At 66.2% G+C, this 21734-nt stretch carries 18 protein-coding genes; 6 read left to right on the top strand and 12 right to left on the bottom strand.

Going from position 1 to position 21734, the window contains the following annotated elements; all coding sequences use genetic code 11:
• The first annotated feature begins 194 nt into the window (after positions 1–194).
• The 3 genes from ASE52_RS22760 (at position 195) to ASE52_RS22750 (ending at position 3584) form a co-directional block, all read left to right on the top strand.
• Positions 195–1193: a pseudouridine synthase gene (locus ASE52_RS22760; protein ID WP_347230966.1), complete on the top strand. Its 999-nt coding sequence runs from the start codon at positions 195–197 to the stop codon at positions 1191–1193.
• A gap of 54 nt (positions 1194–1247) precedes the next feature.
• Positions 1248–2513 carry a permease gene (locus ASE52_RS22755; RefSeq protein WP_057229430.1) on the top strand — a complete coding sequence of 422 codons (1266 nt, stop codon included), beginning with the start codon at positions 1248–1250 and terminating at the stop codon, positions 2511–2513.
• 135 nt (positions 2514–2648) lie between these two features.
• Positions 2649–3584 (top strand): hypothetical protein, encoded by a 936-nt coding sequence (locus ASE52_RS22750; RefSeq protein ID WP_057229428.1) that lies wholly within the window; start codon positions 2649–2651, stop codon positions 3582–3584.
• Between the two features lie 39 nt (positions 3585–3623).
• On the opposite strand, the gene aqpZ is transcribed toward ASE52_RS22750, so the two are convergent.
• Positions 3624–4319, bottom strand: coding sequence for an aquaporin Z (gene aqpZ / locus ASE52_RS22745; RefSeq protein WP_010462839.1), 696 nt, complete (start codon positions 4317–4319; stop codon positions 3624–3626).
• Positions 4320–4644: 325 nt separating this feature from the next.
• On the opposite strand from aqpZ, the gene htpG reads away from it, so the two are divergent.
• On the top strand, positions 4645–6621 hold the full coding sequence (gene htpG, locus ASE52_RS22740; protein WP_057229426.1) for a molecular chaperone HtpG: 1977 nt from the start codon (positions 4645–4647) through the stop codon (positions 6619–6621).
• 122 nt (positions 6622–6743) lie between these two features.
• Here the strand turns inward: htpG and ASE52_RS22735 are convergent, their stop codons facing one another.
• The gene (locus tag ASE52_RS22735; protein ID WP_057229424.1) at positions 6744–7052 is read right to left on the bottom strand and encodes a hypothetical protein; all 309 of its coding nucleotides are present in this window, start codon (positions 7050–7052) and stop codon (positions 6744–6746) included.
• Positions 7053–7364: 312 nt separating this feature from the next.
• Here ASE52_RS22735 and ASE52_RS22730 point away from each other — a divergent pair, with 312 nt between their 5' ends.
• Positions 7365–10847, top strand: a complete 3483-nt coding sequence (locus tag ASE52_RS22730; protein ID WP_241777081.1) for an IPTL-CTERM sorting domain-containing protein — start codon at positions 7365–7367, stop codon at positions 10845–10847.
• A 141-nt stretch (positions 10848–10988) separates the two neighbouring features.
• On the opposite strand, the gene ASE52_RS22725 is transcribed toward ASE52_RS22730, so the two are convergent.
• The 10 genes from ASE52_RS22725 to ASE52_RS22680 all read right to left on the bottom strand — a co-directional run bounded on the left by ASE52_RS22725 (position 10989) and on the right by ASE52_RS22680 (position 19862).
• The gene (locus ASE52_RS22725; protein ID WP_057229420.1) at positions 10989–11693 is read right to left on the bottom strand and encodes a response regulator transcription factor; all 705 of its coding nucleotides are present in this window, start codon (positions 11691–11693) and stop codon (positions 10989–10991) included.
• Between the two features lie 186 nt (positions 11694–11879).
• Positions 11880–12944, bottom strand: a complete 1065-nt coding sequence (locus ASE52_RS22720; protein WP_057229418.1) for a serine/threonine protein kinase — start codon at positions 12942–12944, stop codon at positions 11880–11882.
• Positions 12945–12989: 45 nt separating this feature from the next.
• Complete coding sequence (locus ASE52_RS22715; RefSeq protein ID WP_057229416.1) at positions 12990–14087, bottom strand: DUF2855 family protein; 1098 nt, start codon at positions 14085–14087, stop codon at positions 12990–12992.
• 85 nt (positions 14088–14172) lie between these two features.
• A complete protein-coding gene (locus ASE52_RS22710) occupies positions 14173–15609 on the bottom strand; it encodes a bifunctional serine/threonine-protein kinase/universal stress protein (RefSeq protein ID WP_057229413.1) in 1437 nt (478 codons plus the stop codon).
• A complete protein-coding gene (locus ASE52_RS22705; RefSeq protein ID WP_010462828.1) occupies positions 15606–16364 on the bottom strand; it encodes a metallophosphoesterase family protein in 759 nt (252 codons plus the stop codon). The genes ASE52_RS22710 and ASE52_RS22705 overlap by 4 nt, the downstream gene beginning before the upstream one ends.
• 136 nt (positions 16365–16500) lie before the next feature.
• The gene (locus ASE52_RS22700; protein ID WP_010462827.1) at positions 16501–16884 is read right to left on the bottom strand and encodes a DUF1304 domain-containing protein; all 384 of its coding nucleotides are present in this window, start codon (positions 16882–16884) and stop codon (positions 16501–16503) included.
• Positions 16885–16888: 4 nt separating this feature from the next.
• Complete coding sequence (locus tag ASE52_RS22695; protein ID WP_010462826.1) at positions 16889–17305, bottom strand: organic hydroperoxide resistance protein; 417 nt, start codon at positions 17303–17305, stop codon at positions 16889–16891.
• Between the two features lie 72 nt (positions 17306–17377).
• Positions 17378–17842 carry a MarR family transcriptional regulator gene (locus ASE52_RS22690; RefSeq protein WP_057229411.1) on the bottom strand — a complete coding sequence of 155 codons (465 nt, stop codon included), beginning with the start codon at positions 17840–17842 and terminating at the stop codon, positions 17378–17380.
• A gap of 271 nt (positions 17843–18113) precedes the next feature.
• Entirely contained in the window at positions 18114–18932 is an 819-nt protein-coding gene (locus tag ASE52_RS22685; RefSeq protein ID WP_057229409.1) for a crotonase/enoyl-CoA hydratase family protein, read from the bottom strand.
• A gap of 81 nt (positions 18933–19013) precedes the next feature.
• Positions 19014–19862, bottom strand: coding sequence for a 3-hydroxybutyryl-CoA dehydrogenase (locus tag ASE52_RS22680; RefSeq protein ID WP_057229407.1), 849 nt, complete (start codon positions 19860–19862; stop codon positions 19014–19016).
• 129 nt (positions 19863–19991) lie between these two features.
• Between ASE52_RS22680 and ASE52_RS22675 the strand changes: the two genes are divergently transcribed.
• Positions 19992–21581, top strand: a complete 1590-nt coding sequence (locus tag ASE52_RS22675; RefSeq protein ID WP_057229405.1) for a choline dehydrogenase — start codon at positions 19992–19994, stop codon at positions 21579–21581.
• Positions 21582–21734 lie beyond the last annotated feature (153 nt).

Below are 21734 nucleotides of genomic sequence, written 5' to 3'. Positions count from 1 at the left end.
GTGCTTTTCACTGGTCGCGACGACCCTTTGTGCATTGCCGACCCGTTTTCATTTTTGGCACCTCTGGCCCGCAGGCGAAAATACGCGCAATGTCCTCTTCCAGTCCCCGCCCACCTGCTGGCCCCGTTCCTGCCCCTGCTCCCGGTGCAGGCGGCCCAGCCGCCTCTGCCCCCGCAGCACCCCCCACGCGCCCCGTGCTGCGTCGCCCCACCGTGGCGGCCAAGGCAGCGCCCGTTCGGCCCGCACCACCGCCCCGGCCTGCCAGAGCGCCGGCACCCCCCAACTACCGCACAGCATCGGGCCCGTTTGTGGCGCCCATCAAGCAAGCACCAGAACGAGCATCCGCGACCATCACGGTGAACGGCATGGTCAGTTCCCGCCTGAACAAGCGCATGGCCGAGCTGGGCCTGTGCTCGCGGCGCGAGGCGGACGACTGGATCGCCCAGGGCTGGGTCAAGGTCAATGGCCAGGTGGCCGAGATGGGCGTGCAGGTGCTGCCCACCGACCGCATCGACGTGGACAAGGTGGCCCAGGGTTTTCAGGAGCAGCGCGTCACCATCCTGCTGCACAAGCCCATGGGCTATGTGAGTGGACAGGCCGAAGACGGCCACACGCCCGCCGTGGCGTTGATCAACCCCCGCACGCACTGGCGCGACGACCCCAGCCGCAACCGCTTTTCGCCGCCGCAGCTGCGTGGTCTGGCGCCTGCGGGGCGGCTGGACATCGACTCGGTAGGCCTGCTGGTGCTGACGCAGGACGGCCGGGTAGCACGCCAGCTGATTGGCGAGGACTCCACGGTCGACAAGGAATACCTGGTGCGTGTGGTTTACCAGGCACAGGGTCAGTCAGTGCCACGCCATCCCAGTGAACGCTCCGCGCCGCTGCAGGAGATTGACGAGCGCGATCCTGTCAGCACCAATGTGCAGGCGGTGTTTCCGCCCGAATTGCTGGATCGCTTGCGCCACGGCCTGAGCCTGGACGGCGAGCCGCTCAAGCCCGCCAAGGTCGATTGGCAGAACCCCGAGCAACTGCGGTTTGTGCTCACCGAAGGCAAGAAGCGCCAGATCCGCCGAATGTGCGAGCTGGTGGGCCTCAAGGTGGTGGGGCTCAAGCGCATTCGCATCGGGCGCATCACCTTGGGCAATCTGCCGGTGGGGCAGTGGCGCTACCTGTCTCCCAACGAGCGGTTCTGAGTACCACCAGGCTCCCGCGTCACCGCATCGCATCTTCTGAACGGAGCCTTCTCCATGCCCACCCCACCGCGCCCGCGTGCCGATGCCGCCAACGCCGCCAGACCCAATCCGCTGCGCCAGCTGCGCGCGTCCGACTTGCGGGGGGTGGCTCGGCTGGCCACACAGGCCACGACGGGCATCAGCCGGGTGGCTGAGGGCGTGCACCAGTCGGTGCTGGGCACCCTGGGGTTGCCCGGTGGGCAGCAGCCGGGCCAGGCGCGGGGCCTGACCGGGCTGGTCTACCAGAGCATTCGGGGCGTGACACGCCTGGTGGATGCGGGCCTGCAGGCGGGTCTGGCGCGGCTGGAACCGTTTTTTGAATCCGATGTGCCGTCTGCCGCAGTGCAGTGGGAGCGCGAGGCCGTGCTGGCTGCCCTCAACGGCGTGATGGGCGACCGCCTGCAACACGACGACAACCCGCTGTGCACCCGCATGGGGTTCTACCGGGATGGGCTGCCGTTGGACCTGCCCGCCCTGGCCGCCAGCGGTGCGGTCACCGGCAAGGTGCTGGTGCTGGTCCATGGCCTGTGCATGAACGATCTGCAGTGGCTGCACCAGGGCCATGACCATGGCGCCACCCTCGCGCAGGCGCTGGGCTACACGCCGGTCTACCTGCGCTACAACACGGGCCTGCACACGTCCGCCAATGGTGCCGAGCTGGCAAACCAGCTGGAGTCCCTGGTGGCGGCCTGGCCCATGCCCGTGGAGGAGGTGGCGGTGCTGGCGCACAGCATGGGCGGTCTGGTGGCCCGCAGTGCCTGCCACCAGGCAGCGGCTGCGGGGCAGGGCTGGCTGGGGCTGCTGCGGCACCTCGTATTTTTGGGCACGCCCCACCATGGGGCTCCGCTGGAGAAAGCGGGCCACTGGGTGGACACCCTGCTGGGCAGCACGCCGTATTCCCGGCCTTTTGCAAAGCTGGCGCAGCTGCGCAGCGCGGGTATTACCGACCTGCGCCATGGCCATGTGCTGGAGGCCGACTGGCAGGGACGTGACCGCTTCGTGCGGCACCCTGACCGGCGCACCCCAGTGCCCCTGCCCGAAGGGGTGGCCTGCCATGCCGTGGCCGCCACTCTGGCAGCGCGGCGCAGTCCGGTGGCTGAGCGGCTGGTGGGGGACGGGTTGGTGCCATTGCACAGTGCCCTGGGCATCCATGATGATGCGAGGCGAGCCCTGGGTTTTGCCAAGAGCCGGCAGGCCGTGTTCCACCGGATGGGCCATCTGGCGCTGCTGGGTGATGCGGGCGTGGCGCGGCAGCTGGAGCAATGGCTGGAGCCCGCGTGAAGAGAAGAAAAATCCAGGGAACAAGATAGAAGAGGGAAAGCGGCCCGGATGGTCCGTTTTTCCCTGCCAGCGGTCTTGCCGGGTGTGGGTCCGCCGCTACCATGTGACCACAAGATATGTAACAAGGAGAAGCTAGTGAGCGACGTGAAATACCGCCTGGTAACCCGCAGCGACTTTGACGGCCTGGTGTGCGCCGTGCTGCTCAATGAGCTCAACCTCATCGACGAGATCACCTTCGTCCACCCCAAGGACATGCAGGATGGCAAGGTTGCCATCACCAGCCGCGACATCACCACCAACCTGCCCTATGTGCCCGGGGCCCACCTGGTGTTTGACCACCACGAGTCCGAGACCATCCGCAATTCGGGCCGACGCGATGAAAACCACATCATCGAAGCCCATGCCCCGTCGGCGGCACGCGTGGTCTACAACCACTACGGCGGCAAGGCGGCCTTTCCGCGCATCACCGACGAGATGATGGCGGCCGTGGACCAGGCCGACTCGGCCCAGTATTCGCGCCAGGACATCCTCGACCCCCAGGGCTGGGTGCTGCTGAACTACATGATGGATTCGCGCACGGGCCTGGGGCGCTTCCGGGAGTTCCGCATCAGCAACTACGCGCTGATGATGGACCTCATCCAGTACTGCCGCGACCACACCATCGAAGACATCCTGGCCCTGCCTGATGTGCAAGAGCGTGTGACGCTGTACCGCGAGCAGGCGGCCAAGGCCAAGGACCAGCTGCAGCGCTGCGCCATCCGCATCGGCAAGCTGGTCGTGCTCGACCTGCGCGAGGAGGACACCATCTGGGCGACCAACCGTTTCATGATCTACGCGCTGTTCCCCGACTGCAACATCTCCATCCATGTGATGTGGGGGCTGCAAAAACAGAATACGGTGTTTGCCACCGGCAAGTCCATCCTGGACCGCAGCAGCCAGGTGCACATTGGCAACCTCATGCTGGAGTTTGGGGGCGGCGGACATGCGGCGGCGGGCACCTGCCAGGTGGCCAACGACAAGGCCGACCAGATCCTGCAGTCGCTGGTGCAGCGCATCACGATCGAGGGCTGACCACCCGGAGCACGGCCCGCAGCCTGTGCGGGAGTCGTTTCAGTCGTCGCTGAGCAGCGCGCGGTAGATGGCGGCGCCCAGCAGAGCACCTGCAATGGGGGCGGCCCAGAAGACCCACAGTTCCGACAGCGCATAGGCCGGGCCAAACAGCGCCGGACCGGTGCTGCGGGCTGGGTTGACCGAGGTGTTGGTCACCGGGATGGAGATCAGGTGGATGAGCGTGAGGCACAGGCCAATCGCCAGCCCGCCAAAGCCGCTGGCCGCGCGTTTGGCCGTGGCGCCCAGGATCACGATGAGGAAGATGGCCGTCAGCACGACCTCCGTCACCACAGCAGCCACCAGCCCATAGCCACCGGGGGAGTGTTCGCCATAACCGTTCGTGGCAAAGCCGCCGATGTCTGCGCCTGGCTTGCCCGTGGCAATGAGATACAGCACACCCGCCGCGGCAATGGCGCCCAATACCTGGGCCACCACGTAGCCGGGCAGCTCGGACGCCTTGAACCGGCCCCCCAGCGCCAGCCCCACCGACACGGCGGGGTTGAAATGCCCGCCCGAGATCGGTCCCAGGGCGTAGGCCCCTGTCAGCACCGTGAGGCCAAAGGCCAGGGACACGCCGACAAAACCAATGCCCAGCTGTGGGAAGGCGGCGGCCAGCACGGCACTGCCGCAGCCGCCCAGGGTCAGCCAGAACGTGCCGAGGAACTCGGCGGACCATTTTTGAAGGGATGTGGGCATGGCAGGAAGGCTCCGAAGGGAAGGGGCAAAGGATTTGAAGGCCGCCCCTCGCAGAGCAGCTTCAGCCGCGTGCATCTTATGGGGTCTAAATGACAAAAAATACTGCCAACTTCCTGCAAATTGTCAACAATCTTCAGCGTTGGCCGGCTTTGGGGGGCGGGCCCAGGTAACGGGGGCGGGTGGTGCGGAGGGGGTGCTGCGCAGGCCTGCCCTTGAAATCAACCAGTCTGCCCCGAGGTGAACACGCGCGAACGCCTTTCCTCGCCAACCTTCGGCGCGCAAAAGGCGTTCTTTTTGCCCCCTACACAGCAACCTCCAAGACACCATGAGCACCAAACAGACCCTGTCGTTCCAGGCCGAAGTGGCCCAGCTGCTGCACCTTGTCACGCATTCGCTGTATTCCAACCAGGAAATCTTCCTGCGCGAGCTGATCTCCAATGCCTCGGACGCCTGCGACAAGCTGCGTTTTGAAGGTCTGAACAACTCTGCACTGTTCGAAGACGCCCCCAACCTGGAAGTGCGCGTGAGCTTCGACAAGGACGCCAAGACCCTCACCATCACCGACAACGGTATCGGTATGAGCGAGCAGGAGGCCATTGACCACCTGGGCACCATCGCCAAGAGCGGTACCAAGGACTTCATGGGCAAGCTCTCGGGCGACCAGAAGCAGGACGCCCAGCTCATCGGCCAGTTCGGCGTGGGTTTCTATTCGGGCTTTATCGTCGCCGACAAGATCACGGTCGAATCGCGCCGAGCGGGCCTGCCGGCCGCTGAAGGCGTGCGCTGGGTGAGCGGTGGCACGGGTGACTTCGAAGTCGAAGCCATTGCCCGCCCCGAGCGCGGCACCAGCATCATCCTGCACCTGCGCGACGATGCCGAGGAATACCTCAACGCCTGGAAGCTCAAGCAGGTCATCGCCAAGTATTCGGACCACATCAGCCTGCCCATCCTGATGGAAAAGGAAGAGTGGAAAGACGGCGAGCTGATTACCCCCGGCGACGAAGCCGGCGGCCGCCAACCCGGCGGCATGGTCAAGACCGGCGAGTGGGAAACCATCAACAAGGCCAGCGCCTTGTGGACCCGCCCCAAGAAGGACGTGACCGAAGAGCAATACGCCGAGTTCTACAAAACCATCAGCCACGACCATGAGGCCCCGCTGACCTGGGCACACAACCGTGTCGAGGGCAACACCGAGTACACGCAGCTCTTGTACATCCCCGCCAAGGCACCGTTCGACCTGTGGAACCGCGACAAGAAGGCGGGGGTGAAGCTGTATGTGAAGCGCGTGTTCATCATGGACGACGCTGAGGCGCTGATGCCCACCTACCTGCGCTTCGTCAAGGGCGTGATCGACTCGGCCGACCTGCCGCTGAACGTGAGCCGCGAGCTGCTGCAGGAAAGCCGCGACGTGCGCGCCATCCGTGAAGGCTCGACCAAGCGCGTGCTCAGCATGCTGGAAGACCTGGCCAAACATGACAAGCACGAAACCACGGCCGGTGACGCCGCAGTGACGGACGTGGTCGACGCCGACGACAAGGCCAAGGAAGGCAAGTACACGGCGTTCTATGCCGAGTTTGGCGCCGTGCTCAAGGAAGGCCTGGGCGAAGACTTTGGCAACCGCGAACGCCTGGCCAAACTGCTGCGTTTTGCGAGCACCACCAGCGACGCCGTGACCGTGGGTTTTGCCGACTACAAGGCGCGCATGAAGGAAGGCCAGGAGGCGATTTACTACATCACCGCCGACACCCTGGCCGCCGCCAAGAACAGCCCGCAGCTCGAAGTCTTCAAGAAGAAGGGCATCGAAGTGCTCTTGATGACAGACCGCGTGGACGAGTGGGCGCTGAACTACCTGCACGAGTTTGACGGCACCGCGCTGCAAAGTGTGGCCAAGGGCGCGGTCGACTTGGGCACGCTGCAGGACGAAGCCGAGAAGAAGGCTGCCGAGGAAGCCGCTGAGGCCTTCAAGCCCGTGCTGGCCAAGCTGAAGGAAGCGCTCAAGGACAAGGCCGAAGACGTGCGCGTGACCACGCGCCTCGTTGATTCACCGGCCTGCCTGGTGGTGCAGGACGATGGCATGAGCACCCAACTGGCGCGCATGCTCAAGCAGGCTGGCCAGCAGGCCCCCGAGACCAAACCCGTGCTGGAGGTGAACGCCGAACACGCGCTGGTCAAGAAGCTCGACGGCAGCGTGCACTTCCACGACTTGGCGCACATCCTGTTTGACCAGGCGCTGCTGGCCGAAGGCGGCCTGCCCGAAGACCCCGCTGCGTACGTGAAACGCGTGAACGCCTTGCTGGTGTAAAAATTGAGGTCAAATGGACCGCTGGCGCTTGTATATCAAGCGCTATAAGCTATTGAAATAATAGCAAACCCCGATGGCGCTTGGCGCCATCGGGGTTTTTTTATGGGGCTTGCCGAGGCTGTTCAGTCTTCGGGCTGTGCCTGCTCCAGGATGCGGCTGTGCGTCTGGTTGCGTTCCTGCGGGTCGGCGTCGATCAGTTCCTTGAGCGCGCCCTCTGGTAGGCGCTGTCCCTTGCGCCGGTCGTTCTTGACCGGCAGGTTGCGCCAGCCCGAGAGCACCAGCCAGTCCCACAGCTCCCGGGGCACCGGGTGGGTGATGGCCATCTTGACCTCTCCCCGCAGGATGACGGTGCCCACGGCGGGCAACGGCCCCACGGGGGCGGGCCTGCGCTTCTGGCGAATGGAGAGGAGCGTGCGAAACATGTCCTTCATGGGTGGGCCAACTCGCGGTGGATCAAAGATGGCGCAGCATAGCCCAGGGGTCCCCAGCCGGTCCACCACCTGTGTTGCCCACAGGGAGGGTGCGCGCCCGTGGTGCAAACAATACGCAATACCGTTCACAACTGTTAACGATTGTTGCTGGGCGGATTGCGCACCCGTCCGTCGATAAATTCCAACCCAGCCTTGGTCCGTGGCGGCCACGGCACATCCACGCACTCCCATGCATTTTTTGCCAGCCCATCGGGGCCTGGTGAGGTTGCGGCGTGGCCGGAAGTTGAAGCCATTCACCTCAGGAGAATTTTGATGCTCTATCGATTGACGCGACCCTGGATGAGCGCATGCGCCTTCTGGCGCGCGCAGACATCCAGCGGGTCCGTGCAGCCGGCCACAAGCCCTGCCACCCCGCAGGCGCGGGTTGCCCCGCGCCCTGTGCAAAGCGCGGTACGCCGCTTTCGCTGGCTCTTGCTGGCCGGTGGCCTGTTTGCGGGGGCTGCCATGGCGCAGTCCGCTGACCTGGTGGTCAACCATGCAGACTCCCCCGACCCCGGGCCCGCTGGCGGCATCTTCACCTACACGCTGCGCATCGACAACAACGGCCCCAACGGCGCTACCGGCGTCACCTTGGTGGACACCCTTCCGGCGGGTTCCACGTTCATCGACGTGAACACCACGGCGGGCACCTGCAACCAAGCGGGCGGGACGGTCAATTGCGCGCTGGGCAACATTGCGTTCAACACCAACCAGACCGTGACCATCCGCGTAAGGCTGCCTTCCGCCGGGGTGTGGACCAACACGGCCACGGCCTCCAGCGCTACGTCCGACCCCAACACCAGCAACAACGTCAACAGCGTGCAGGACACCACCGCCACACAGGCGGCGGACCTCGCGCTCGTGGCCACGCCTTCGGCCGCCAACGTGGTGGCCGGCCAGGCCTACAGCTATGCGCTGCAGGCTGCCAACAATGGCCCGAACGCGGCCGATGGCAGCCAGCGCATCACCTTCACCGTGCCCAGCGGCGCGTCGATCACGGCAGCGCCTTCTGGATCGGGCTGGTCGTGCACACCGTCCAGCGGGTACCCGCTGAGCAGCGGCACGGTCACCTGCACGCGCACGGGCACATTGGCCAACGGAGCGTCCGCCTCGGTGCTGACGGTTCCCGCCGTGTCCAATGTCAATGGCACGGTCACGGCGGCCTTTGCCATCGATGGCATCAAGCCCGACAACTCCGCCATGCCCGATGGCAATACGTCCAACAACACCACCTCGGCGGACGTGACGTCCGCTTCGGGCGCTGACGTGTCCATCACCAAGACAGCCTCCAGCTCCAACGTGGCCCAGGGCGCCAACGTGGTGTACACCCTCACGCCGCGCCTCAATGGCGGGGTGTCGCTGGTGGGCCAGCCCGTCACGGTGACCGATACGCTCGGCGCGGGGCTCACCTTCGTGTCCGCTGTGGGCACGGGCTGGACCTGTGACGCCACGATCACCTGCACGCGCACGGAATACACCGGCGCCAACTTCACCAACATGCCCGTCATCACCGTGACCGCCACGGCCAACAGCGCAGGTACGCTGGGCAACACGGCGGGCGTCAGCACGCTGCTGTCCGACCCGGTGCCTGGGAACAACTCGGCCTCGTTCAACGTGACGGCCAGCAACGATGCGGACATGCAGCTGACCAAGACGGCCAGCATCAACCCTGTGGTGCCGGGCCAGGCGTTCAACTACACGCTGACGGCGCGCAACGCCGGCCCCTTGGCGGTACCCAACGGCCAGGCCATCACCATCTCCGACGTGGTGCCTGCCGGTGTGACGCTCAACAGCCTTGTCAGCGCCACGGGCTGGACCTGCGATGCACTGCCCTTTGTCGGCAACGGCGTGGCAGCCTGGAACTGCACCCGCTCCACGGGCCTGAACGCGAACTCCAATGCGCCTGCCGTCACCGTGTCCGCCGTGCTGGCCAGCGCGGGTACCGTCACCAACAATGCGTGTGTGGCGCTGGGGGTTGGTGCGCGAGTGGACAGCAATGGGGCGAACAATTGCGTGGGCGTGGGCGTCACCGCCACGGCCACCCAGGCTGACCTGCGCGTCGTGTCCAAGACGGCTGCGCCGGACCCCGTGGTCGCGGGCCAGAACCTGACCTACGTCATCACGGTCGACAACGTCGGCCCGGCGGCTGCCTCCAACGTCATCGTGTCAGACACGCTGGCCAGCCTGGTGAACACCGGCGGCTTCCAGTCCGCCGTGGCCTCGCAAGGCAGTTGCACCCCCAACGGCGTCACCAACGGTACTTCGCAGAACCTGAGCTGTAACCTGGGCACGCTGAACTCCGGGGCGCAGGCCACGGTGACCGTGGTGGTGCGCCCCAGCATCGCCGTCACCGGACCGCGCACCAACACCGCCACCGTGCGCTCCCCCGACGTGGGCGACCCCAACCAGGCCAACAACAGTGGCAGTGTGACCAGCCAGGTCACGGCCATCGTGGACGTGACCGCCGCCAAGACGGCCACGCCTTCCACCGTTGCGGCCGGGGCACCCATCACGTTTGTGGCAACGATCGGCAACACGGGACCTTCCACCGCGCAGACCGTGCAGATGGTGGACACCCTGCCGTCCAATGCCGCCTTTATCGACGTGGTGAGCGTGAGCGGGGGGGGCAGCTGCGCGCCCATCGCCGCAGGCACGGTGGGCGGAACGCTCACCTGTAACTGGGCCAGCATCAATTCCGGCACGCAGCAGACGGTGAACTACCGCATGCGCCCCCTGGGCAGTGCGACGGGCAGCACGGTGGTCAACAGCGTGGCCGCCACCACGGCCACCACCGAGTCGAACACCGCCAACAACAGCGCCACGACCTCCACGCCCGTGACGGCGGCGCAGCTGGACATCCTGGTGAACAAGGTGGACAGCTCTGACCCGGTGGACCTGGGGCAATCGACGACGTACACCATCACGGTGAACAACAGCGGACCGTCCTTTGGCACCAACGTGGTGATGACCGACGTCTTCCCCGCGCCGGGCTCCTCGCCCACGGCCACCTTCAGCTACCAGGGCGCGCTCACGGTGAATGCAGGCGGCGCCTGTACCGAACCCACCGTGGGCGCGACCAGTGGCACGCTGATCTGTAGCTTCCCGGGGCTGAGCAGCGGCCAGAGCGCCACGATCACCTACGCCATGCGTGCCGAGACCCTCACCGTGGCAGGCGCCACCAGTGGCACCGCCTTTAACCAGGCGAGTGTGGTGGTGGAAGAAACCGAGACCACGCTGGCCAACAACGTGGTGACGCATGACACCACCGCACGCCGCTTCACCGTGGCGACCGATCTGGCGCTGAGCAAGACCGCAGCAGCCGGACCTCTGGCCGCCGGTGCGCCGATTGACTACACGCTGGTGGTCACCAACAACGGCCCGTTGGCGAGCAATGGTGCCCAGGTGGTGGATACCCTGCCACCGGGCGTCAACTTTGTGTCCGCTGCGGGCTGCGTCAACTCCGCAGGCACCGTGCGCTGCGCTGTGGGCGCACTGGCAGTGGGGGCCTCGCGCACCTTCACCATCAGCACCACGCTGGCGTCTCCGTACAACGGCGCTCGCCCCCTGGTGAACACGGCCACGCTGGACGCACCGGGCGACACCAACCCCAGCAACAACACCTCCAGCGCAACGACGACCGTGTCGAACCTGCCGGTCAGCGGTATTCCCACGCTGTCGGAATGGGGCCTGATCCTGCTGGCGGCCCTGCTGGGCCTGATGGCCTGGCAACACCCTGCCATCGGCCGCCGCCGGTAGACCTGGGCACAGCCGCCGTCGCGATCACTTCGCGGCGGCCGGTGGAACGCCAAAAGGCCAGCACGCTGCAAAGCGTGCTGGCCTTTTTTGTGGTCAGGGTGGAGCGGATGGCGGCTGATGCAGCGCCTTCCGCGTGGCCGTTCAGGGGCGTAGGTTCGCCAGGTCCACCGTGTCCAGCCGGTAGCCCATGCCGTAGATGGCGGTGATCGTGTAGCCGTGGGCCTGCTGCGCCAACTGCAGCTTGGCGCGCAGGCGCGAAACGTGGGTGTCGAGCGAGCGCGAAGGCGCTTCGCTGCGTTCACCCCACACCGCTTCGCGCAGGTGTGCGCGCGACAAGAGCCGCCCCGCGTTGCGGAACATGAAAAGGGCCAGCTCGTATTCCCGGTTCTTCAGTGTCAGCGGTTCCCCTTGCAGAAACAGCAGCCGTTTCTCCGGGTCGAATCGGTAGGGGCCGAAAGCCAGCTGCTCGCCCATGGCCTGCGGGTACGCCCGCCGCAGCAGGGCCGCCACGCGGGCGACCAGCTCACCCACCCGCAGGGGTTTGACCATGTAGTCGTCCGCGCCACGGTTGAGGGCCTCGATCACGTCGCGTTCTTCGTTGCGGCGTGTGACCAGCAGGATGGGCAGTTGCTGGCCGGTCATCTCGCGCAGGCGCTGGATGACCTCGATGCCGTCCATGTCCGGCAGGTGCCAGCCAGAGATCAGCAGGTCAAAGGTTTCGTGCCGTGCGTCCTTGAGCAGGCTCGCACCGCTGGTATAGAAATGGCACACATGGTGGTGGCGCTCAAGGGCGCCCCGGATCATGTCGGGCAAAAGGGGGTCGTCGTGCAGGACGGCAATGCGCATGGTGTGAGTCTTCGGGCAAAGCTGCCCCTGGCAAGTCAGAGAAGCGCCCTATCTGAGAGGTCGTTTTTCTGATGTTGCGCGACATCGCGCCCCTGTGCACACGGGTTGACAATCGTTTGCAATGGGCGGTGCTCCATCGCGCCCGCCCGGGCACCGGCGCCTAAGACGGCGCAGGGAGAGGTCATCTCACACCGCCAGGGGCTCTTCCTGCATGGCCTCGATCTGCTCGATCAGCATGTCCACCTGCCCGCGCCAGTAGTCGCTGGTGCCAAACCACGGGAAGTTCACCGGGAAGATCGGGTCCTGCCAGCGGCGCGCCAGCCAGGCGCTGTAGTGGATCAGGCGCAGCGTGCGCAGCGGCTCGATGAGCGCCAGCTCGCGGCGGTCGAAGCTGCGGAACTGTTCGTACCCGTCGATCAGTGCGCTGAGCTGGTGGGTGCGCTGGCGCCGGTCGCCCGACAGCAGCATCCACAAGTCCTGCACGGCCGGCCCCATGCGCGCGTCGTCCAGGTCCACGAAGTGCGGGCCACCCCGGCCCCATTCGTCCAGCGGCGTCCAGAGGATGTTGCCGGGGTGGCAGTCACCATGCAGGCGGATGGGGGTCGCATCTTTCAAGCCAAATGGGGCTCCAGCGCTTGATGGATAAGCGCTGGCAGCTATCAATTCAAGAGCTTTTTCGCACTGGGCCTTCCACAGGGCCTGCATGTCGAGCGGGATGATTGCCTGGGCCAGCAGCCAGTCGTACGAAGCCGTGCCAAAACTCTGCAGGTCCAGCAGAGGGCGGTGCACAAAGGGTTGGGCTGCGCCCACGGTGTGGATGCGCGCCAGAAAACGGCCAATCCATTCCAGTACCTCAAAATCATCCAGCTCGGGCTGCCGGCCGCCACGCCAGGGGCTGACCGAAAACGCGAACCCATCGTGCTGGTGCAGCGTGCTGCCGCTCAGCACCAGCGGTCCCACGGCGGGTACCTCGGCGGCCATCAGCTCGGCGGCAAAGGCGTGTTCTTCGAGGATCTGCGCTTCGCTCCAGCGGCCCGGGCGGTAGAACTTGGCCACCACGCGCTCGCCATCTTCCAGCGTGACCTGGTACACCCGGTTTTCATACGACGACAAGGCCATGAGGCGCCCATCGCCATACAGGCCCACGCCGGCCAGTGCGTCCAGCACCTGGTCGGGGGTGAGGCGTGCGTAGGGGTGTTGGTCGGCGGCGGCGTGGGTGTCGGGCGCGGGTTCAGGGGGCAGTGGGGTCATGCCCCATTGTCGCTGTCTGCCCAGCCCTCAGCTGCCCGTGAAATGTCAGCCCGGCAGCATGGTGGCGATATGGCCTGCGTGCGGGTCGCCGCTGCCGGCCAGGACGGCGGCAAACAGCGCCTGCGTGGCCTCGGGCCCCGTGTGGTGCTGCACCACCAGCCAGGGGTTGGAGGCGGTCTGTACGGCGGCGCTGAACTGGTTCCAGGCCGCCACCAGGCGGTCGTTCAGGCCCTGCGCACCCCAGTCGGTGTGGCGCTTCTTGACCTGGGCTGGGGCAAAAAACATCATCGGGCGCGGGCCGGGCAGCTGGCCGGCGCCGCCCAGGTCCTGCACATGGCTGGCGCCCACCGAGCAGCTGTAGGACAGGCCCGTGAAGTGGGCGTGGATGCGCTGGCGCAGGCCCACGCTGCCCGCAAAGTCGATGTACACGCTGGGCGTGGCGCCGTCGATCTGCGATTCCAGCGCGTCGTAGGTGACCACGCGGTCGTAGCAGCCCAGGCTTTCGCAAAACGCCACATTGCCGGGTGAGGTCAAGCCGATGACCTCGATGCCTTCGCGCTGCGCGAGCTGGAACGCGGTGCCGTAGGCCGTCTTGCTCGATGCGCTGGACAGCAGCATGCGTTGGGCGCCAAAGAACTGCTGGTCCTCCAGAAAGTCGTCGATGAGCCACGAGGTGATGAACAGCGGCCGCAGCAGCGCCTGCACGTCCTCGTTGTCGGTGCGGTACAGCGGGTCGGTGCTGGTGCGCAGGTAGTGGTTGTAGACGGCGTGCAGGCCCGCGCGATGGGGCGCGCCGTCGCTGAAACCGGCCGCGTTGGCGCGGTGGGGCGAGAGCACCGCCTGGGTGCCCATGGGCCAGTAGCCATAGAGCCGCTCGCCCACGGCCACGTCGGGGTGCATTGACTCGGTCACCGTGCCAAAGCCCCACACGGGCACGATGCCCCAGCCGGGCTCACTGGTGGGGAAAAACTGCCAGTAGTTCAGCATGTCGCCCAGGGCGGCATAGGTGATGTTGTTGGACGTGAGGGCGAACGAATCGACCCGCACGCGGACCTGGCCTTCGGTGAGGGCGGAGTCTTCGGCGGCCGACAGGCGGGTGGTGGCCAGGTTGTCCTGGCGCACGAGGAGGGTGGTGGTGCTCATGCCACCACGCTAAACGAAAGCCCGGCGCGGCTCAAGCGGGCCGCGCCACCTCGGCGACAGCGGGGCCCACTTCTTGAACAGGCGCTTAGCCTGAGAACGTCTGGCCCAGCTGCTCGAACGGCAGCGCCTGTTTGACCAGGATGACGGTGCAGGGCGCATCACGCGCCACGCGGATGGGCACGGTGTCGATGAAGCGCTGCATCTGCAGCCCGTGCGTGGCGGCGCCCAGGATCATCATGCTCACGTGGTTGCTGGCCGCGTAGCGCACCAGCGCCTGGGCCACGTCGCCCGCTTCGAGCACGTGGTAGCTCACGGCATGCCCGGTCAGGTCCAGACCCTGGGCCCACTGGCGCAGGCGTGCCATGTGCTGGCGGTGCAGCGTGGTTTCACTGCGCTCGCTGTCGCTGGTGCTGCTGGCGCCGGGCGAGATCACCGTCACGCAGGCCAGCCGCGCGCCGGGGCGGATGCCCAGCGAGCGGGCCACGGCCTGGCGCAGCGAGTACAGCGTGGCATCGCTCACATCGGCATGGGGCACGGCGACCATGAGGATGGGTGTGTCTTCGATCTGCGCTGACGGCAGGGGGCTGGGCGTGTAGTGCATGCCGGCCGCCCGCAGCCAGCGCCGCAGGTGGGTGCGCAGGGATGTCCCCTGTGTGCGCTCGCCGCGCTCTGTGATGAGCACCTGGTCGGGGTGCGCCAGGTCAAAGGCGAGGTGGGCGGCCGAGGGGTAGCGGTGGGAGGCCTCGGGCTCCAGGCAGCGCAGGATGATCTCCTGCAGCCAGGGCGGGATGTCGGCGCGGTGCTTGCGCGGGGGCGCGGGTGTCATCCACAGGCGCTGGCGCATGCCACCGCGGGTGGTGGGGGCACCAAACGGCAGCTCGCCCGTGGCCAGCTCGTACAGCATCACGCCGATGGCGAAGATGTCGCTGCGCGGGTCGCCGCGCACACCCACCACCTGCTCGGGCGCAATCCAGGCGGGCGAGCCCACGGCCTGGCGCATTTCCTCGGCCAGCAGGTCGGGGTAATGGGCGTGGCAAGAGAGGCCAAAATCCAGCAGCACGGCGTTGCCGTCGGCCTTGATGAGCACGTTGGCGGGCTTGAGGTCCAGGTGGCAGACGTTCTGCTGGTGCAGGCTGTGCGCCGCATGGGCCGTGGCCGCGCCCAGGCGGGCTATTGTTGAGGTGTCGCAGCGTTCAGGCGCATCCACCCAGTGTTGCAGCGTCTGGCCGGGGATGTACTCCATGACGAGGAAGGGCAGGCGCACGAGGTCGCCCGCCGCCACAAAACGCGGCACATGCGGGCCGCTGAGCACGGGCAGGATCTGCAGCTCCACCTCGAAGCTCACGATGTTCTCGGCCCCATCGCCCGCCGTCATACGCGGGATCTTCATCGCCATCGGAAAGCCGGGGCTGCGGTCGGCCTGCGCGTACTCCACGGCGTAGATGTGCGCCATGCCGCCTGCGTGGATGCAGTCCACCACGCGAAAGCCGTCGATCTCGGTGCCGGCGGCCAGCAGCTTCATTGGCCGTGCTCCAGGCGGTCCGCGTAGAAGCCCGGCAGGCCTGCCGCGCGGATGGCGGCGGCGGCGGCCAGGTGGTCATACGGCACGCGGTAGAAGGTGATCTGCCGTGCCGTGTCGTCAAACAGCGCGTACATGGCGCGCGCGTCACCGTCGCGCGGCTGGCCCACCGAACCCACGATGCCCAGCCACTGGCGGTGCGGTGGCACGGGCACGGGCACGCCGGGCTCGGGCGCAAAACGCATGAGCTTGGCGGTGGGCGTGAGGAAGTACAGCGCCTGTGCGTGCACATGGCCGCAGAACACGTAGCGGATGGCCGGGTCGATGGCCTGGGCGGCCGTCATGCTGCGCTCGGCGGCGTTGGAGTCCTCCACATAGCGCCATTGCTCGGGCGCATCCACGCTGGCGTGCACCAGCAGCGCACTGGTCCCCAGGCGCGCGGTGAGGGGCAGCGATTGCAGGAAGGCGATGTGGCTGTTGCCGAGCTGGTCGTGGGTCCACTGCGCGCCCATTTCGCTGCGATTGCGTGGTGCGGCGGGTGGTGCCAGCGCCATGGCGTCGTGGTTGCCCAGCACGCAGAGCGCGCCTTGCTGCGCGAGCGCTCGCGCCTGTTCGACCACCGCCACGGGTTCGCCACCATAGCCGACCAGGTCGCCCAGCAGCGCGAACTGCTCTGCACCCTGGGCGCGGGCGTGCTGCAGGCAGGCGTCCAGGGCCTCGCGGTTGGCGTGGATGTCGGACAGCAGGGCGATCTTCATGGGGTTGTCTCCAGCCCCATCATCGCGCGTGTCGCTGAATGCCAGCTTGCAAAGGCCGATGGGCCTGTGCGGATTTCAATAAAAAATAGCTGCCAGCGCTTACTCAGTAAGCGCTGGCAGCTATGATTTTTGACGCTTAGTGGTTGCGCTGTGTGGCGGGCTTGTCAAAGGCCAGCACCAGGCCCAGTGCAATGATCGCGGGCAATGCCTGGCTGAAGAAGATCTTGGGCGCTGCCGTGGCGGCGCCAAACACCCCGGCCACGATCACGCAACCCAGGAAGAAGATCTTGAACAGCCGGTTGCTGGTGAACAGGCCCCAGAACAGGCCGGCCGCCAGGAATCCGTTGTACAGACCCTGGTTGGCCGCCAGCGTGGTGGTGGCGTCGGCCAGCTCTTGCGTCAGGTTGAACGTCTTCATCCCCAGCGGCTTGTTCCAGAAGAACATCTCCAGCACGAGGATGTACACATGCTCGATGGCCACCAGGGCCACCGCGATGCGGGGAATCAGCAGGCGGCCCATGGTCTTAGACGATCGTGATGGTCACGTCGATGTTGCCGCGCGTGGCATTGGAGTAGGGGCAGACCTGGTGGGCTGCGTCCACCAGCTTCTGGGCGGTTTCCTTGTCCAGGCCGGGCAGGCTGATGGCCAGGCGGGCGGCGATGCCGTAGGCGTTCGGGATAGGGCCCAGGTCGACTTCAGCGTCGATGGACACGTCCTGGGGCACAGGAATGCCGATCTTGCCGCCCACAGCCTTCATCGCGCCGATGAAGCAGGCTGCGTAGCCGGAGGCAAACAGCTGCTCGGGGTTGGTGCCGGTGCCGGCCGTGCCGGGCGAGGACAGCTTGACTTCCAGGCGGCCGTCATCGGTCTTGGCGGCGCCATCGCGGCCACCGGTCACGTGGGACTTGGCGGTGTACAGGACTTTTTCGAGCTTGGTCATGGTGTCTTCCTTGCGGTTGTTGCCCACTGGCGGGCGGTGGAGGGAATCGGTGTTTGTGTTGTCTGCAGGCCGTCAGCGTTGCTCGCTGAGCCGGTCCCGCAGTTGCTTGAGTTCGGTGGTCAGGGCCGTCAGCTCGGCAATCGAGCACTGGCTGCTTTGCAGCACACAGGGTGGGATGGTCTCGGCCTGGTCGCGCTGTGCGCGGCCTTGCGACGTGAGGGTGATGCGCACGCGGCGCTCGTCCTGCACATCGCGCAGGCGGGCAATGTGGCCCTGCGCCTCCAGGCGCTTGAGCAGCGGCGTGAGCGTGCCGGAGTCCAGAAACAGGCGCTCGCCCAGCTCGGACACCGTCACGCCATCCTGCTCCCACAGCACCAGCATCACGAGGTACTGCGGGTAGGTCAAGCCGATCTGGTCGAGCAGGGGCTTGTAGAGCTTTGTCATCGCCAGCGAGGCGGAATACAGCGCAAAGCAGACCTGGTTGTCCAGCCGCAGGATGGCGGGGCTGGGAGTGTGGGGCGTGCTGTGGCTGGGCATGGGGTGAATTGTGAGCGTAAATTAAATTGTGCGCAATTGAATTGTGAAAAACTTTGTTAATGGATGGGATTGTGCCGGTGGGGGAGCGGCGCCGCGCCATCGGTGCTATTCGCGCGCTCCGCTGGCGCATGCGGGGGCGCAGTGTCCACGTCGCTCTCAGGAAATTGCTATCAATAGCGGAGCATCCAGCGCATGATTTATCTGCGCTAGCGGTCGATTTGGCTTTGAATTTGGCGCGTGGTGTTTCAGGCGGCGACGAACTACCAGGACCTCATCGCCCGCTGAACTGCGCGGGCCGGCGCTCGACAAACGCGCGTACGCCTTCGGCGGCGTCCTCGCTGTTGGCCAGTTGCTTTTGCACCGGGATGAAGTCCGCCACCGCAGCCGCCTGGCCTTGCTCGATGGCCTTGAGCACATTCAGGCGAGTGGCGACCACTGCACGCGGCGCCTGTGCGGCAATGCGCTGGGCAATCGCCAATGCCTCGTCCAGCTCCTGGCCAGCCGGCACCACTTTCTGCACAAAGTTCAGGCGGTACGCCTCGGCGCTGCCAAACTCGTCGGCCGTGAGCAAATGCAGCAGGGCATTGCCCGTGCCCGCACGCTCGGCCATGCGCAGCGTGGCGCCACCTGTGGCCATGATGCCGCGCTGCACCTCCATCTGCGAGAAGCGGCAGTTGTCGGCCGCGACCACGATGTCGGCGCCCAGCATCAGCTCGATGCCCACGGTGAAGCAGATGCCCTTGGCGGCCGCCACCATGGGCTTGGTGCGGCGCCGGTAGCCGGGCAGGCCGTAGTCGTGGGGCTCCACCAGGCCTTCAGGAATGGCCTTCTCGCCGCGCTGCATGTAGGCGCTGACGGCGGGCAGGTCCAGGCCTGCGGTGAAGTGGTCGCCCATGGCATGCAGCACACCGACGCGCAGGTCGGGGTCATCATCCAGTCGGGTGTAGGCCTCCGCCAGCTGGCGGAACATGGGGGGCGTCCAGCCGTTGCGCTTGGCAGGGCGGTTGATGCCGATCAGCAGCACGTGGCCAAGCACCAGGGTGTCGATGCAGCCCTCGGGCGGGGGCGTGGTGGGGGTGATGTTTGTCATGGGCGCGGGTCTCCTGGCCCATGATTGAAAACCCACCGCGATGGGCGCGCCGTCCCCGTGGGGACAGCGCGCCCGGAACGGTCAGTACGTATAGACGCCTTGGCCCGTTTTGCGGCCCAGGCGGCCGGCCGCTACCATCTCCTTGAGCAGCGGGCAGGGGCGGTACTTGCTGTCACCGAACTCGGTCAGGTACACGTCCATCACGGCCAGGCACACATCCAGGCCGATCATGTCCGCCAGCGCCAGCGGGCCGATGGGCTGGTTGCAGCCCAGCTTCATGCCCGCGTCGATGTCCTCGGGCGTGGCCAGGCCTTCCGCCAGCACGAAGAAGGCCTCGTTGATCATGGGCACCAGGATGCGGTTGACCACAAAGCCGGGCGCGTTCTTCACGGTGATGGGGCTTTTTCCCAGGGCCTCGGCCAGGGCCTTCACGGCGTCGTGCGTGGCATCGCTGGTCTGCAGGCCACGGATGATCTCCACCAGCGCCATCATGGGCACGGGGTTGAAGAAGTGCATGCCGATGAACTTGTCGGCGCGGCTGGTGGCAGCGGCCAGCTTGGTGATGGAGATGGACGAGGTGTTCGATGCGATCAGCACCTCGGGCGCCACGATGGCGTCCACCTGCTTCAGGATCTTGAGCTTGAGCTCGTAGTTTTCGGTGGCGGCCTCGATCACGAGCTGCGCGGCCTTGAGGTCGTCGTAGCTGGTGGAGGTCTTGATGCGTGCCAGCGCCGCATCCTTGTCGGCCGCGCTGATCTTTTCTTTCTTGATCAGGCGGTCCAGGCTGCCGGCCACGGTGGCCAGGCCCTTTTGCACTGCCGCATCGGAGATGTCGACCATCACCACGTTGATGCCCGACACCGCACAGGCCTGCGCAATGCCGTTGCCCATGGTGCCGGCGCCGATGATGCCAACGGTTTGAATCGTCATATAGAGAGCTCTCTTCAAAGTGAAACGGATGGATGGAATGGTAAAGCGAATCGCACGACCGTTCGGTTATCGTGCCTTCACCCTGGACAACCAACCCGCTGCACAGCATGGCGGAGGAGACAACACAACATGTTCGACTACATCGTCATTGGCGGCGGCTCTGCAGGCTCGGTACTGGCGGGGCGGCTCACCGAAGACCCTGCCGTGCGGGTCTGCCTTCTGGAGGCGGGGCCCGCCGACAAGAGCGTGCTGATCCACTGCCCCGCCGGGCTGGCCGTGATGGCCAAGTTCGAGCTCAACGGCTGGGGCTTCAACACCACGCCGCAGTCCGCGCTCAACAACCGCCAGGGCTACCAGCCACGCGGCAAGGTGCTGGGGGGGTCCAGCTCCATCAACGCCATGGTGTACATCCGTGGCCAGCATGCCGACTACGACAACTGGGCCGCCCAGGGCAATCCTGGCTGGGGCTGGGAGGATGTGAAGCCCTACTTCCTGCGCGCCGAGCACAACGAGCGCGGCGCCGATGCCTGGCACGGCCAGGGCGGGCCTTTCAACGTGGCGGACCTGCGCACGCCCAATCGCTTCAGCCGCCACTTTGCCGAAGCGGGCGTGCAGGCCGGGCATCCGTACAACGCCGACTTCAACGGCGCCTCGCAAGAGGGTGTGGGCCCTTACCAGGTCACGCACAAGAATGGCGAGCGGCACAGCGCCGCCAAGGGCTACCTCACGCCGCATCTTGCGCGCCCCAACCTGCAGGTCATCACCGGGGCGCATGCCACCCGCATCCTGTTCGAGGGCACGCGCGCCGTGGGTGTGGAATACCGCCAGGGCGGCGCGCTGCACCAGGTGAAGGCGAGCCGCGAGGTGCTGCTGAGCGCGGGCGCGTTGCTCTCGCCGCAGCTGCTGATGCTGTCGGGCGTGGGGCCGGGCGCGCAGCTGCGGCAGCACGGCATCCCGGTGCTGCACGCCCTGCCGGGCGTGGGCGCGCATCTGCATGACCACCCCGACGTGGTGCAGGTGCTGGATGCCCCCGAACTCAAGGACCTGTTCGGCCTCTCGCTCTCGGGCATGGCGCAGACGCTGCGCGGCATTGCCGAATGGCGCAAGCACCGCACCGGCATGTTGACCACCAATTTCGCCGAGGCGGGAGGCTTCATCAAGAGCGATCCGTCGGAGGCCGTGCCGGATCTGCAACTGCACTTCGTGATCGGCAAGCTCGTGGACCACGGGCGAAAGACCGTGTTCGGCCATGGCTACTCGGCCCACGTGTGCCTGCTGCAGCCCAAGAGCCGGGGCTCGGTCACGCTGGCAAGCCGCGACCCCATGGCGTTGCCATTGGTAGACCCGAACTTCCTCGCGGACCCGGACGACATGCTGCGCATGGTGCGGGGCTTCCAGCGCACACGCGAGATCCTGGCGCAGCCAGCGCTGGCGAAGTTCGGCGCCAAGGAGCTGGCGGCCTCGGCCAATGCACGCACCGATGCGCAGATCGAGCAGTTCATCCGCCAATACGCAGACACCATCTACCACCCCGTGGGTACCTGCCGCATGGGGCCGGGGCCTATGGACGTGGTGGACGCCGAACTGCGTGTGCACGGCCTGTCGGGCCTGCGTGTGGTGGATGCGTCGATCATGCCGCGCATCGTGAGCGGCAACACCAATGCGCCCACCGTGATGATTGCGGAAAAGGCGGTGGACCTGCTGCGCGCTGCCGCGTGAAGGAATTCACGTTTACTGCGCGGAACACCGGCTTTAAGGTTTGTGGAAGGTCTGTTTAAGGAGTTTTTAACAGGCAAGAACGCGGCGCGTTCCTAGACTTCTTTTCATGGAAACGGGCGCATGGTGCACCCGGCCCGGCGCCAGAAACATGGC

Origin of the sequence: Acidovorax sp. Root275, assembly GCF_001428965.1 — a bacterium.
Classification (GTDB): domain Bacteria; phylum Pseudomonadota; class Gammaproteobacteria; order Burkholderiales; family Burkholderiaceae_C; genus Acidovorax; species Acidovorax radicis.
The sequence above is the reverse complement of the archived record's forward strand: the minus strand, read 5'-3'. Positions and strand labels throughout refer to the sequence as shown.